Genomic DNA, 14,043 nt, shown 5'->3' on the forward strand with positions numbered 1-14,043 from the left:
TAGTAAGTGCGTGTTCAAAAGCTCTGATATACTGCGTCAAGAAGATCGGAGTTTGAACAAGCTCTACAAATGGGCGTAATTGTCCCGAATCGCGCTCATGATCGCCGCCATCGTCCGTCCCTTGAAGGCATCGGCGACGGCATTCCCGTCAGGGGAGGCGAAATAGTAGCTGCCATCGGATTCGTTGCGGTTGAAGCCTAGCTCCGTTAAAGGCTCGAGCAGGGGGAACTCGCCGGGTCCGAGACGTTCGAGCAAATACGCGGTTGGACTAACGGTTACGTCCGCATCGCCGTCCCCCGTTCGTACCGCGAACAGGTCGCTGTCGTCTCTAACCATCCATTGCCGTTTGGAAAATAGCGAAATCCGTTTTCCTCCCAATGCGGACAGAGCATCGAGGTTGATGCCGAATATTTCGTTGATCGCGCCGCGAATATCCGCGGCGGATGGCCGGTCCTGGGCACGCTGAAGGGACACCTCGATCGCGGCAGCGGGCGTGAGGCTGGGATCGGCATGGCCAGGCAACAGCGGCATTTTATTTAGGTCAACTTTGAAAACTTCGTCTACGAATCGAATAATCTCCTCGGCGCTCGGGCGGTCTTGGCCGTTGATCCGCGAGTCGAGCTGCGCGATTTTGGGAAGTCTTTCGTCCGCTGTATCGGGACGATAGGCTTTTTTTGTCGTATCGGGCATGAGTGGGCCTCCTATCGGTGTAGAGTTGGGAACCTGCTTACGCTTTTGCGGTTGTTGGCTTTATTGACGTTTACGTTATAGCCGCATTTCGACACCAAATTCGACGTTAGTAGCCGTTTTCCTGCTTTCCTGACTTTGGGGGAGCGGACATCCCGAACTTTACTATCGAAAATATACTTGGTATAATTTCGGTATTAAAGGAGGGTGATGAGATGTTTGTTCCGGGATTAACAGTGTGGTATAACGTCCGCAGCATTGAGAGTTCTTTGGCGTTCTATACCGAAAAGCTGGGCTTTGAAGAGCTGTTTCACAATCCGGAGTGGGGCATGGCGATGGTGAAGACGAATACCGACAACTGCGTGATCGGCTTCTCTGAGGCGGAGACGGTCGAGCCTTCGACGTCTTCGACCGTTTTTGATGTGACGGATATCGAGGATGCCGTACATAAGCTGCAGGGGGTTGGCGTCAGCTTTGTCGGCGAGATCGAGACGATCGACGATTTCGTCAAGCTGGCGACCTTCGCCGATCCGGACGGGCATTCGCTCATGCTGTCGCAGCAGTTGACCGAGCTTTGAGCAAAGAGCAATTCGTTCTGCAGCTTGCACAGCAGCTGTCGGGGCGCTGGACGATCCCGATTCTGCTTGCGCTTGAGAACAGCGGCGGGAGATTCACCCCGCTGCAGAGACAGCTGGACGTTGCGCCGGCCCGGCTCAGCGACAATCTGAAGCAGCTAAGCGACGCGGAACTCATCCATCATCTGACTCCTCAGGAGCGTCGCCATCCTCTGCTGCCGGAGTACAAGCTGACCGAGAAAGGCAAACTCTACCGCGAGGCGGCCGAAGCGATTCGCAGCTCCGAAGCGCAAATCGGTCACGGAGCGTTGTCCGCCAAAGCTTGGAACATGCCCGTACTGGTCGCGCTGAACTATCAGCACGGCCATTTCCAAGAAATTCGGCGCGTGTTGCAGACCGCCACGCCTCGCATTCTATCGACGCGGTTGGACGAACTGCGCGGTGAGGAGCTGATCGTTAAGAATATCGTCGATCAACCCCGTCCATCGTTCGTCTACGAGCTGTCATCGCTTAGCGAGAAACCGATCGCGGTTCTGACGACTGATTTGTCCTCCCTGGTATAGGCGGACGAAGTACAAAGGCACATGTATCTCCTGAACAGGGGGGCGCATGTGTTTTTTATTTGTAAAGCAAGGCCAAGAAGGTCAAGCAGAGCAGTTTTTTAACAAAATCCGAAGTGAAGTCAATTTTATCCGTAATGAAGATAAGCATTAGAAGCCGCGATTTTTTATGATGGAAGCGTAACCGAAATCGTGTACGATAAGGAGAGGGGAACGAATATGGCGGCAAACGGGATGTTGACGGAGGAGCAGCTGCAAGGGTACAAAGACGAGGGGTACGCGATATATCGAAAACCGTTGTTCGGACCGGAAAAAATGCAAAAGCTCACCGATATTTTCGAAGAGCAGTGGGCGGCTGTGGGGCGTAAGCTGAACAGCGAGCTGGATACGCCGCATTTTCGCGACGAGAGGCTGATGGAATTTCTGCTGGCCGACGAGGTGCTCGATCTGATTGAGCCGATTATTGGTCCGAATATCGGGCTGTGGTCCAGCCATTTCATCTGCAAGGAGCCGCTGACCGGAAAGCAGACGCCATGGCACGAGGATTCGGCTTATTGGAAGGGGCGGCTATCCCGCTTTGACAAGATTATCACGGTCTGGTTGGCGATCGATAGAAGCAACAAGGAGAACGGATGCATGAGGGTCATTCCGGGTACTCATCGGAATGGCTTCTCGGAGTACGAGTGCGTCGACGAAGGACAAAATATTTTTCCGACGGAGATCAAGAGAAGCGAAATCGACGAATCGAAAGCGGTTTACTTCGAGCTTGAGCCGGGGCAATGTTCCCTGCACGACTCGCGGATTATCCACGGCGCTCCGCCGAACACGAGCCCGAATCGCAGGTGCGGCTACACGATGCGGTATTTCTCCACGGAGGCCACGGTCTTCCCGGAGGCTAATCCGGGATTCAAGGTTTGGCTGGCGCGCGGCCGGGATCTGGGGGGCAATACGTTCGTGAACGCTTAGGCCCAAATGCTGCCGAGCCTACGGACGGCTATCCGGAAGATGGAGGGGGAGAGAACATGAAAATCCAACACTTGCCCGAGAGGCTGCTGAACGATCAGTATATGGATTCGTTATCTTCCTTTCGAATGTACCGGCATACGCTAGACCAGGAAATCGGCACGCATTGGCATCAATTTTACGAGTTGGGGCTCGTCGTCTCCGGAACGGGTACTCATCATGTCAACGGCGTTCCGTTTCGCGTGGAGCGGGGCCATGCGTTTTTGCTGACTCCCGCCGATTTTCACCGAATCGTTCCAGACGCCGGACAGACGCTTCGTTTATACAATCTGATTTTTACGGAGCGAATAATCTCGGACGACCTGGCAGGCAGGCTCTTCGAACGAGGCAATTCGTATTCCTGCGAGTACGGACAGGAGAAATACGCAGATGCGGAGCATGAGTTTGAGCGGATTATCCGCGAGTCCGACAATTGGCGGGAGCTTAGCGGCATTGTCGTAAAAGGGTGCATCGAACGCTTGCTCGTCGATCTGTGCCGCAGCTGCCCGCCTTCGGATGCGAAATCGTACAAGGAGCCGGATTTATCGATCCATCCCTCTATTCGCAAGGCGCTCGTCTACTTGCAGCATCATTTTCGCGAGCAATTGCTGCTTGAGGATGTCGCCCGTTTTTCTGGGCTCTCGGTTAATTATTTCAGCGAAAGCTTCAGCAAGCAGACCGGGCATACCTTTCAGACGCATGTGCGCGACATGAGGCTTGGATTTGCCAAATCGCTGATCGAGGCGACGGATCTTCCGATTACGGAAATCTGTTATGCGGCGGGATTTAACACTCTGGCGTATTTTCTGAGGGCGTTCAAGGCGAGGTATCGGATGTCTCCTCGCCAGCTTCGCGGCTCGATGGCGACCGGTGCGGGCGGGGGCGAGAGAGAGGAAGCGAACGGTTGATTGATTGGACAGAGAGCGCAAGTTGAGGCGGAGGCTGCCTGAACTTGCGCTCTCTTTCGTGAGTATTCAAGGAGAGGATTCAAGCTTAATAAGTGGTCCGAAGATACAGTGAAGGGCGGTCCGATGAATTGGGAGAGGGTATTAGCTTGCTACTCTCGGTTCAGCAAATATAGCTAGGCGAGCGCCTTCTCGAATTCCTCCGTCAGCAACGGAACGACCTCGAACAGGTCGCCGACGATGCCGTAGTCGGCGACTTTGAAGATCGGGGCTTCGGGATCTTTGTTGATCGCGATGATGATACGGGACTGGCTCATGCCGGCCAGATGCTGGATCGCGCCGCTGATGCCGCAGGCGATGTAGATTTCGGGCGTGACCACTTTGCCGGTCTGCCCAATCTGCATCGCGTAGTCGCAATAGCCGGCGTCGCAAGCGGCTCGGGAGGCGCCGACGGCGGCGTTAAGCACCTCGGCGAGCCGTTCCAGCGGCCGGAAGCCTTCGGCGCTTTTGACGCCTCGGCCGCCGGAGACGACGATCTTCGCCTCCGTTAAATCGACTTTGCCGGACGTTTTGCGAACGACCTCCTTAACAGTTGAGCGTAGATTCGATAGTGTCGTAGGGGTCGAATGGGTGATCGGGCTGGAAGAAGGGAGAGGCTCCGCGACGGCGAAGTTGTTGGGTCGCACGGTGACGATCTGCGCGCTGCCGTCCGCAACGAACCGCTTGCGCTCAAATGCTTTGCCGGCGTAGAGCGGTCTAATGTAGATTGTGTCGCTGCCTGAGTGTTCGATCGCAGTCACATCGGAAATTTGTCCCGCTCCCAGACGGGCGGCGATCATCGGCGCCAGGTCGCGGCCGATCGCCGTATGACCAAGGAAGACGGCGTTTGGGTTTATCTCGGTTAGTGCGTTCATTGTTGCTGTGAAAGTCGCTTCGGCATGATAAACTTCCAGTTCGGGACGGTCGACGACATGCACCGGACCGTCGACGTACTGCGCCAGTTCCTCTGCCAGCTCCGTCACTTGATGTCCGATCAGTATTGCGGCGATCGAGGCGTTTTCCTCCTGTGTGGCCCGTCTTGCCGCTTCAATCGCCTCCAATGTCACCTGTCGCAGCTTCCCTCCGCGCGTCTCCGCGATAACCGCATAGGTTTGGCTCATTTTTATTCCTCCCTCACTATCGAACATGAACTATATTAAAGAAACTAGATTAGAGAAACTAGATTAGAGAACTTGATTAAAAGAAACTTGATTAAAGAAACCTGATGAAAAGAAACTTGCGAACGCAACTTATTTGAAGTACCTTTCAAATGCAACCTATCAATGCGGCTTCGCTTTTACAGAACCTTAGCCTCCGTGCGCAGCAGCTTGACCAGCTCGGCGGCTTGCTGTCTCGAATCGCCCTTTAGCAGCTTTCCGGCTTGACGGGGGCGAGGCAGCGTCAGCGACTGCCGCTCCGTTTTGGGTGAGATGTCCGTTTCGGACAAGCCGATGTCTTCCAGTCGCAGCGTCCGCAACGGCTTCTTCTTCGCCTTCATGATGCCGGGAAGCGAAGGATAGCGCGGCTCATTCAGCCCTTGCTGCGCCGTGATCAGCGAGGGCAACGCCAACTCGATCGTCTCGGTGTCACCTTCCGCGTCTCGCAGCGCCGTGGCCAGGCCGCCGTTGACAGTAAGTTGCGTAACGGACGAGACATGCGGGATGTCCAGCAGCGTCGCGAGTCGAACGGCGATCTGTCCGCTTCCGTTGTCGATCGAGAAGCTGCCCCCGAGGATGAGGTCGAACGGCTTCTCAGATTGGGCCTTCAAGTATGCGGAGAGCGCCTTGGAGACGGAATATTCGTCCCCGCCGATGCGTTCATCGGAGATTAGCGCCGCTTCATCGGCTCCCATCGCCAGTGCCGTCCGCAGCGCTTCGGCCGCACGGCTCGGGCCGACGGAGACGACAACGATGACGCCGCCGTGGCGCTCTTTTAACCGAATCGCCTCCTCTACTGCATACTCGTCGTATGGGTTGATCACAAACTTAACTCCATCCTCCGAGATTTGTCCGTCATACAGCACGATTTTTTCCTCGGTATCGAAGGTTTGCTTCAAAATCACGTATATGTTCATGCTTATGCTCCTTTCGTTGTAGACCAATAAGACCGCCCCACGGACCTAATCGCGCCTCCGCCACCGGACTGAGACAAATAAGACCGCCCCACGGACCTAATCGCGCTCCCACCATCTGACCGTGACCAATAAGACCGCCTCACGGACCTAATCGCGCTCCCGCCACCAGACTGAGACAAATAAGACCGCCCCACGGACCTAATTGCGCTCTCGCCACCAGACTGAGACATATAAGACCGCCCCACGGACCTAATCACCCTCCCGCCACCAAACTGAGACAAATAAGACCGCCCCACGGACCTAATCGCGTTCCCGCCACCAGACTGAGACAAATAAGACCGCCCCACGGACCTAATCGCGCTCTCGCCACCAGACTGAGACAAATAAGACCGCCCCACGGACCTAATCGCGCTCCCGTCATCTGACCGTGACCAATAAGACCGCCCCACGGACCTAATCGCGCTCCCGCTCCCAGACTAAGACAAATAAGACCGCCCCACGGACCTAATCGCGCTCCCGCCACCGGACTGAGACAAATAAGACCGTCCCACGGACCTAATCGCGCTTCCGCCACCGGACTGAGACAAATAAGACCGCCCCACGGACCTAATCGCGCTCCCGCTCCCGGACTGAGACAAATAAGACCGCCCCACGGACCTAATCGCGCTCTCGCCACCAGACTGAGACAAATAAGACCGCCCCACGGACCTAATCGCGCTCCCGCCACCAGACTGAGACAAATAAGACCGCCCCACGGACCTAATCGCGCTCCCGTCACCAGACTGAGACAAATAAGACCGCCTCACGGACCTAATCGCGCTCCCGCCACCACTTTCTAACTACCCTTGCAAGCCCCGCAAAAAGAAGTCCACCGTTTTGTCCACCTGGCCTGACAAAGAATACTTCCGTCCGGAGATCACCCAAGAGGTGACGACCTGGTCCATCGCCCCGAAGAGGAGCAGGCGGGTCAGCTTCGTGTCCAGGTCGGCGCGGAACGTTTGCTCCTCGATTCCTTTTCTCACGATGCTCTCGATCAACGCGATGTAGGGCTTCACTGTAAGTCCGATGGCGCTGCGCAGCTCCGGAGAGCTCTGGCGCAGCTCGATTTGGGTGACGTGGGCGAAATCGGCTTGCCGCTCCAACATGGCAAAATGAATTTCGCATACGATGCGCAAAGCCTCGGCAGCCGTATGCGTCTCGCGAATGCTGGCGTGGAACAGCCGGACGAGATCGCCGAGCCGCTCCCGGAACAAGGAGATGAGAATATCCTCCTTGTTTTTGAAATACAAGTAGACCGTACCGTCGGCCACCCCCGCTTCCCTGGCGATTCGCGACACCTGCGCGCCGTGGTATCCGCTGCCTGCGATCACCTTTTCGGCGGCGTCGAGGATGAGGCTGTATTTTTTCCGTTTAGGTCCCGTCATTGCACGCACCCCGATGGCCAAAAATCGTTTGGCTGAATGAAGCCTCATTCATTTTATTCGCCTACCGGCCATATCATGAGAAAAAGCGGCGGAAAGGGGGCGAATGCCGATGGGATGGCAGACGGCGAATTGGCTGTTGTTTGTTGCCGCGGTCGGGTACGGCTGCTATTTGTTCGGAAAAGCGGTGTACCGCAGAGTTTTGTATGTGAAGCTGGGGCAGGCGACGGAATTTAAGGTGCGAGGCAGAGATGGAACGGGGACGTTCCTCTCGCAGGTGTTCGGTCAGAAAAAACTGTTCAAGGACCTTCGTAGCGGTCTGATGCACTTCGTTGTGTTTTACGGATTTATCGTGCTGCAGTTCGGGGCGATCGATTTGATCGTAAAGGGGCTGACCGCAGGCGGCCATCTGCCGCTTCCGGCCTACGAGCTGTTCGGTCTGATCCAGGAAATTACGGTGCTGCTCATTCTCGTCGCGATGGGCTACGCCGCTTACCGACGCTACGGCGAGAAGCTGAGCCGACTAAAACGCGGGTGGAAGCCGAGCCTCGTCCTCTATTTTATTTTCTCCCTCATGCTGTCCGTGCTGCTGTCGCTAGGCTTCGAGCGTGTCTGGCTTGACCTCGACTACTCGGGCTATGCTCCGGTATCCTCCGCAATCGCACGATTGTTCCCACACCTGCCCGTCGCGGCGGCACAAGCGCTGTTCTACCTTTTCTGGTGGCTGCACCTGCTCATTCTGCTCGCTTTCCTCGTCTACGTTCCGCAATCGAAGCATTTTCATCTGCTAACCGCCCCGATCAACATCTGGCTGGGCCGTGCCGAGACGCCCGGCAAGCTGAAGAAGCTCGATCTGGAGGACGAGGAAGCTGAATCGTTCGGCGTCGGAAAAATCGAAGAGTTCACGCAGAAGCAGATGCTCGATTTCTATGCATGTGTGGAATGCGGGCGGTGCACCAACGTATGCCCGGCCTCGAATACCGGCAAAGCCTTGTCGCCGATGCACCTCATCACGAAGCTGCGAGACCACCTGACGGAAAAAGGAGCAGCGGTGACCGGCCAATCGCCGTGGGTGCCGGAATTAGCGTTCGGAGGAGGTGCGGCTAAAACTCATACACTCGCTGAGATAGCCGGTCGAGCAGTCGAGTGGAATGCTGAGGGGGACCCGATTACCGACATTCGCCCGACGCTCGCCTGGCAGCAGGTTTCTTGGACGGCTACGCCCGACACAAGCCCCGAGCAGGTCGAGTTGATCGGCGGCGTCATGACCGAGGACGAAATTTGGGCTTGCACAACGTGCCGCAATTGCGAGGACCAATGCCCGGTCGGCAACGGCCATGTCGACAAGATCGTCGATCTCCGTCGCCATCTCGTGTTGATGCAGGGAAGCATCCCGCATGAAGGTCAGCGCGCGCTGCAAAACATTGAACGCCAGGGCAACCCATGGGGGCTGAGCCGCAGTGACCGCGACAAGTGGACCGGAGAGATCGAAGGCGTGCGCGTGCCGACGGTGAGGGAAAATCCGGACTTCGAGTACTTGTTTTTCGTCGGTTCGATGGGGGCGTACGACCTGCGGGCGCGCAAAATTTCGCGAGCGTTAGCCCGGCTGCTGAACGTGGCTGGAGTCAGCTTCGCCATTCTTGGCAACGAGGAGCGCAACTCGGGCGATACGCCGCGCCGAATGGGCAATGAGATGCTATTCCAGCAACTCGCGTCTGACAACATCGAGACGTTCCGCAAATTCGGCGTGAGAAGGATCGTCACCGCCTGCCCGCATACGTTTAACACGTTTAAAAACGAATATCCCGACTTCGGGCTGGAAGATGTCGAAGTGCTGCATCATACGCAACTGCTTGATCGGCTGATTCGGGAAGGCAAGCTTCGTCCCCGCTACGAGGTGAAGGAACGCATCGCTTACCACGACTCCTGCTATCTCGGACGCTATAACAATGTTTACGATGAACCGCGCAATGTACTGAGAGCGATTTCGGGCGTCGAGCTGGTCGAAATGGCCAGAAGCCGCGAGAACGGCATGTGCTGCGGAGCGGGCGGCGGCATGATGTGGATGGAGGAAACGGCGGGCAAACGCGTGAATCTGGCCCGCACCGAGCAAGCGCTTGCGGTGAAGCCGACTGTCATCGGCAGCGCCTGTCCGTACTGTCTCACGATGATGGAGGACGGGACGAAAATGAAGGAAGTCGCGGACGACGTACGGGCCAAGGATATCGCGGAAATTTTGGAGCAGGCCGTGTTCGGCGATTCTCCGCTTCACCAGAATCACTCGATCGGAGGTTAGACGAGATGAACAAACCGATTCGCAAAGCCGTCGTCATCGGCTCGGGCATTATGGGCTCCGGCATCGCCGCCCACCTGGCCAACGTCGGCATCCCATGCCTGCTGCTGGACGTAACGCCTGCACAGCTCGCTGCGGAGGAGGCCGCCAAAGGGCTGACCCTGGAGCATCCCACTGTGCGAAACCGGCTGGCTGCGGCCGCTATCGCCAAGCTGAAGAAGACGAATCCGGCCCCTCTCTACGACGAAGCATTCGCGGATCGCATTACGCCGGGCAATCTGGACGATCATCTGGCGTTGATCGGCGAGGTCGATTGGGTGATCGAAGTCGTCGTGGAAAATTTGCAGGTGAAAAGGGAACTGCTGTCCCGAGTCGAGCGCTATTGGAAGTCCGGCACGATCGTTTCGTCCAATACGTCCGGAATCTCGATCGACGCGATGTCGGCGCATTGCGGGGAGGCGTTCCGTCAGCATTTTATGGGCACGCACTTTTTTAACCCGCCTCGCTATATGAAGCTGTTGGAAATCGTACCGGGTCGGGATACGAGCCCGGAGCTAGTCTCTCGAATGAAGGCTTTCTGCGAGCAAACGCTGGGTAAAGGCGTCGTACTTGCCAAGGATACGCCGAACTTCGTGGCTAACCGTATCGGAACCTACGGGCTGCTGGCGACGCTTCGGGAAATGGAGGCGGGCGGGTTTACGGTAGAGGAGATCGACGCGGTGACAGGTCCCGCCATAGGCCGTCCAAAAAGCGCGACGTTCCGCACGCTGGATCTCGTCGGCATCGACACGTTCGTGCATGTGGCGGATAACGTGTACGACAACGTTGCGGATGAAGCGGAAAGAGCGGCGTTCAGCGCTTCGCTGGCATTAAAGAGCCTGGTCGAGAAAGGCTGGCTCGGCGAGAAATCCGGTCAAGGCTTCTACCGCAAGTCGAAAGGACCGTCCGGCAAAAGCGAAATCGCCTCGCTTGATCTGACCGAGATGACCTATTCTCCGCAGAGGAAAGTAACTTCCGGTTCGCTGGAAGCCGCCAAGCTGGCCAAGGGCGCAAGAGAGAAGGTCAAAGCGCTGCTGGCCGGAGGCGACCGCTATTCCGAGCTGGCGTGGAGCCTGCTCAAGCAAGTGCTCGTCTATTCCGCGGAGAAGGTCGGCGAAATCGCGGACACGATCGAAGAGATCGACAATGCGATGAAGTGGGGCTTTAATTGGGAGCTTGGCCCGTTCGAGACCTGGGACGCGATTGGCCTCGCCCGTTCGGCGGAGCGGATGGAACGGGAAGGGGCGGCGGTTCCGCAGTGGGTCAAGGAGTGGATTTCGCAGGGGAACGAAACGTTTTACCGCAAGGAGAACGGTTCGCTGTTCTACGTCCATGCCGGGAAATACAAGCAGGCGGAGGAGCGGCCGGAGGTCGTGTCGCTGCGCAGCCTGAAGGAGCGAGGCCGCACGATTCGAGGCAACGGCGGAGCCAGTCTGATCGATTTGGGCGACGGTGTGGCGTGCCTGGAGTTCCATTCCCCGAACAACGCGATCGGCGGCGACATTCTAAGCATGATTACACAGAGCGTTGAAGAGGTGCGGCGCAATTACGAGGGGCTGGTCATCGCCAACCAGGGCCGCAATTTCTGCGTCGGAGCCAATCTGATGCTGCTGCTTATAGAAGCTCAGGATGAGGAATGGGACGAAGTGGACGGCATTATCCGTCTGTTCCAGAACGCAATGTTCACCGTCAAAAGGCTGGAAAAGCCGGTCGTCGCCGCGCCTCACCGAATGACGCTGGGAGGCGGCGTGGAGGCGTGCTTGCCCGCGGATCAGGTCATCGCCTCCGCCGAGACGTATTACGGACTTGTAGAGGCTGGCGTCGGTCTGATTCCGGGAGGCGGCGGCTGCAAAGAGTTTGCGCTGCGCGCGAGTCAAAGCGCCGGGCTCTCCGAGGCGGATTTGCAGCCTTATCTGAATCGCGCGTTCGAGACGATCGGCATGGCCAAAGTGTCTTCGAGCGGGCACGATGCGAAGCGTCTTGGCTATTTGCGAGAAACGGATCGAGTGCTGGCGAATCAGGATCATCTCATCCACGAGGCCAAACGAGCCGTATTGAGGATGGTTGAGGCGGGCTACGAGCCGATCCGCGAGGAACGGATTCGCGTCGCCGGAGCGGAGGGCAAGGCGGTGCTGCAGCTCGGCGCGCTTGGGATGAGGGAGAGCGGCTATATCAGCGATCACGATTTGAAGATTGCCAGGAAGCTGGCGCATGTGCTGGCCGGAGGCGACGTTCCGGCGGGGACGCTCGTGACCGAGCAGTATTTGCTCGACCTGGAGCGGGAAGCGTTCCTCAGTTTGTGCGGCGAGCCAAAAACGCAGCAGCGGATGCAGTACATGCTGACCAAGGGTAAGGCGCTGCGCAATTGACATGGCGAGGGAGGGGCCGCGGGCAATGTTGTCAGGTTAAGCAAACTAAGAACGACCACAGGGACTTATGAGGCCGAGTGGGTCCCTCGAAACAGTGGATAAGTCCGCCAGAGGGACTTATGGGGGTAAGTGCGCCCCGCGAAGCAGTGGATAAGTCCGCCAGAGGGACTTATGGGGGTAAGTGCGCCCCGCGAAACAGTGGATAAGTCCGCCAGAGGGACTTATGGGGGCAAGTGCGCCCCGCGAAACAGTGGATGAGTCCGCCAGAGGGACTTATGGGGGTAAGTGCGCTCCGCGAAACAGTGGATAAGTCCGCCAGAGGGACTTATGGGGGCAAGTGCGCCCCGCGAAACAGTAGATAAGTCCGTCAGAGGGACTTATGGGGGTAAGTGCACCCCGCGAAACAGTGGATAAGTCCGCCAGAGGGACTTATAGGGGTAAGTGCGCCCCGCGAAACAGTGGATAAGTCCGCCGTGCAGGGGCTCCTTAACTTGACAACGTTGGGGAAGCGGGCGGTGAAAGAGTCTGCATTCGTGACCATGTGCGGTAATCCGCAACACAACTGACTTTTTTGCAGGGGAGTGAATAAGGGGATGAGAGAGGCCGTTATCGTAACCGTCGCTCGCACCGCGGTGGGCAAGGCGAAGAAGGGGAGTCTGGCGCAGACGCGTGCGGACGATCTGGGCAAAACGGTGCTGGAGGCGGTCGTCGAACGTACGCCCGGCTTGCGCAAGGAAGACGTGGAGGATGTGATCATCGGTTGCGCGATGCCGGAGGGCGAGCAGGGGCTGAACTTTGCGCGCATCATGTCGCTGTACGCGGGTTTTCCGAGCGAGGTTCCCGCGCTGACGATCAACCGTTTCTGCTCCTCCGGGCTGCAATCCATCGCATTTGCCGCGGAACGGATAATGCTTGGTCATGCCGACACAATTATCGCCGGAGGGGTAGAGAGCATGAGCCATGTGCCGATGACCGGGTTTAAAATTTCGCCCAATCCCCGCATCGTCGAAGAGATGCCACAGGTTTATATAGGCATGGGACATACGGCGGAGAATGTCGCCGCGCGGTTCGGCGTATCGAGGGAGGATCAGGACGCGTTCTCGGCGAGATCGCATGCGAAGGCGGCGAAGGCAGTCGCGGAAGGCAGGTTCAAGGAAGAGATCGTGCCGGTGACGGTTGAGCGAAAAAGCGTGGACGACAAGGGGAGGCTGCGGACGGAGAGACTGACATTCGATACGGACGAAGGGGTTCGCGCCGATACGAATGTGGAGACGCTTGGGAAGCTGAAGCCGTCGTTTAAGCTCGGCGGTACAGTGACGGCGGGCAACGCTTCGCAGATGAGCGATGGAGCGGCGGCGGCTGTCGTGATGAGCCGGGAGCGCGCAGACGCGCTCGGACTGAAGCCGCTTGCCACCTTCCGTTCGTTCGCGCTGGCGGGAGTTGACCCCGACATTATGGGCGTCGGCCCGGTCAAGGCGATTCCGAAAGCGCTGGAGATGGCGGGCATCACGCTGGACGACGTCAAGCTGTTTGAGATCAACGAAGCGTTCGCCTCCCAATGTCTGCACATTATCCGCGAGCTGGGCATCGACGAGGAGAAGGTGAACGTGAACGGCGGTGCGATTGCGCTTGGGCATCCGCTCGGTTGCACGGGCACAAAGCTGACTGCGACGCTGCTCCATGAGCTTCGTCGCAGAGGAGGCGGCTACGGCGTCGTGTCGATGTGCATTGGCGGGGGCATGGGGGCGGCGGGCGTATTCGAGGTTCACGCCGAATAAGCGGTGAAAGGCTGAGAAGCTTGATTCGCTCGAATTCCTGAAGGCCAAAAAAGTGCCTTGAGGCTGGGGCCTGCTCCCGCGGAGGCCAAAAAAGTGCCTGTGAGCAGAGGCCCGGCCCCCGAGGAGGCCAAGAAAGTGCCTCCGGGAAGAGGGCCCGCCCCCACGGAGGCCAAAAAAGTGCCTCGGAGCCACGGCCCCGCCCCCACGGAGGCCAAAAAAGTCACTAGTCATGCATCAAACCTGACATAATAGTCGAAGGGTGAGGCCTAATCCAATATTGTGATTTGGTTTCATATTTTTC

12 protein-coding genes are annotated in these 14,043 nt (G+C 57.5%); 7 read left to right on the top strand and 5 right to left on the bottom strand.

Annotated elements, in window-relative coordinates:
* Window positions 1–63: 63 nt before the first annotated feature.
* Complete coding sequence (locus DFP98_RS37540; RefSeq protein ID WP_116065767.1) at window positions 64–690, bottom strand: hypothetical protein; 627 nt, start codon at window positions 688–690, stop codon at window positions 64–66.
* A 212-nt stretch (window positions 691–902) separates the two neighbouring features.
* On the opposite strand from DFP98_RS37540, the gene DFP98_RS37545 reads away from it, so the two are divergent.
* The 4 genes from DFP98_RS37545 to DFP98_RS37560 all read left to right on the top strand — a co-directional run bounded on the left by DFP98_RS37545 (window position 903) and on the right by DFP98_RS37560 (window position 3,732).
* The gene (locus DFP98_RS37545) at window positions 903–1,265 is read left to right on the top strand and encodes a VOC family protein (protein ID WP_116065768.1); all 363 of its coding nucleotides are present in this window, start codon (window positions 903–905) and stop codon (window positions 1,263–1,265) included.
* Window positions 1,262–1,825: a winged helix-turn-helix transcriptional regulator gene (locus DFP98_RS37550; RefSeq protein ID WP_116065769.1), complete on the top strand. Its 564-nt coding sequence runs from the start codon at window positions 1,262–1,264 to the stop codon at window positions 1,823–1,825. Before DFP98_RS37545 ends, DFP98_RS37550 begins: the two co-directional genes overlap by 4 nt.
* A 216-nt stretch (window positions 1,826–2,041) precedes the next feature.
* Window positions 2,042–2,788, top strand: coding sequence for a phytanoyl-CoA dioxygenase family protein (locus tag DFP98_RS37555; protein ID WP_246017154.1), 747 nt, complete (start codon window positions 2,042–2,044; stop codon window positions 2,786–2,788).
* Between the two features lie 56 nt (window positions 2,789–2,844).
* Window positions 2,845–3,732 (top strand): helix-turn-helix transcriptional regulator, encoded by an 888-nt coding sequence (locus DFP98_RS37560; protein WP_116065770.1) that lies wholly within the window; start codon window positions 2,845–2,847, stop codon window positions 3,730–3,732.
* A 173-nt stretch (window positions 3,733–3,905) separates the two neighbouring features.
* On the opposite strand, the gene DFP98_RS37565 is transcribed toward DFP98_RS37560, so the two are convergent.
* The 4 genes from DFP98_RS37565 to DFP98_RS37575 all read right to left on the bottom strand — a co-directional run bounded on the left by DFP98_RS37565 (window position 3,906) and on the right by DFP98_RS37575 (window position 7,266).
* Complete coding sequence (locus DFP98_RS37565; RefSeq protein WP_116065771.1) at window positions 3,906–4,889, bottom strand: electron transfer flavoprotein subunit alpha/FixB family protein; 984 nt, start codon at window positions 4,887–4,889, stop codon at window positions 3,906–3,908.
* 176 nt (window positions 4,890–5,065) lie between these two features.
* The gene (locus DFP98_RS37570) at window positions 5,066–5,842 is read right to left on the bottom strand and encodes an electron transfer flavoprotein subunit beta/FixA family protein (RefSeq protein ID WP_116065772.1); all 777 of its coding nucleotides are present in this window, start codon (window positions 5,840–5,842) and stop codon (window positions 5,066–5,068) included.
* Between the two features lie 253 nt (window positions 5,843–6,095).
* On the bottom strand, window positions 6,096–6,620 hold the full coding sequence (locus DFP98_RS38795; RefSeq protein ID WP_147310337.1) for a hypothetical protein: 525 nt from the start codon (window positions 6,618–6,620) through the stop codon (window positions 6,096–6,098).
* Between the two features lie 61 nt (window positions 6,621–6,681).
* Window positions 6,682–7,266: a fatty acid metabolism transcriptional regulator FadR gene (locus tag DFP98_RS37575; RefSeq protein WP_116065773.1), complete on the bottom strand. Its 585-nt coding sequence runs from the start codon at window positions 7,264–7,266 to the stop codon at window positions 6,682–6,684.
* Between the two features lie 109 nt (window positions 7,267–7,375).
* Here DFP98_RS37575 and DFP98_RS37580 point away from each other — a divergent pair, with 109 nt between their 5' ends.
* The 3 genes from DFP98_RS37580 to DFP98_RS37590 all read left to right on the top strand — a co-directional run bounded on the left by DFP98_RS37580 (window position 7,376) and on the right by DFP98_RS37590 (window position 13,742).
* Complete coding sequence (locus DFP98_RS37580; RefSeq protein WP_116065774.1) at window positions 7,376–9,559, top strand: (Fe-S)-binding protein; 2,184 nt, start codon at window positions 7,376–7,378, stop codon at window positions 9,557–9,559.
* Between the two features lie 5 nt (window positions 9,560–9,564).
* Window positions 9,565–11,964, top strand: coding sequence for a 3-hydroxyacyl-CoA dehydrogenase/enoyl-CoA hydratase family protein (locus DFP98_RS37585; protein ID WP_116065775.1), 2,400 nt, complete (start codon window positions 9,565–9,567; stop codon window positions 11,962–11,964).
* A gap of 593 nt (window positions 11,965–12,557) precedes the next feature.
* Window positions 12,558–13,742: an acetyl-CoA C-acetyltransferase gene (locus DFP98_RS37590; RefSeq protein ID WP_116065776.1), complete on the top strand. Its 1,185-nt coding sequence runs from the start codon at window positions 12,558–12,560 to the stop codon at window positions 13,740–13,742.
* Window positions 13,743–14,043: the final 301 nt, after the last annotated feature.

This window comes from Cohnella phaseoli (assembly GCF_003386235.1).
GTDB classification, from domain to species: domain Bacteria; phylum Bacillota; class Bacilli; order Paenibacillales; family Paenibacillaceae; genus Cohnella; species Cohnella phaseoli.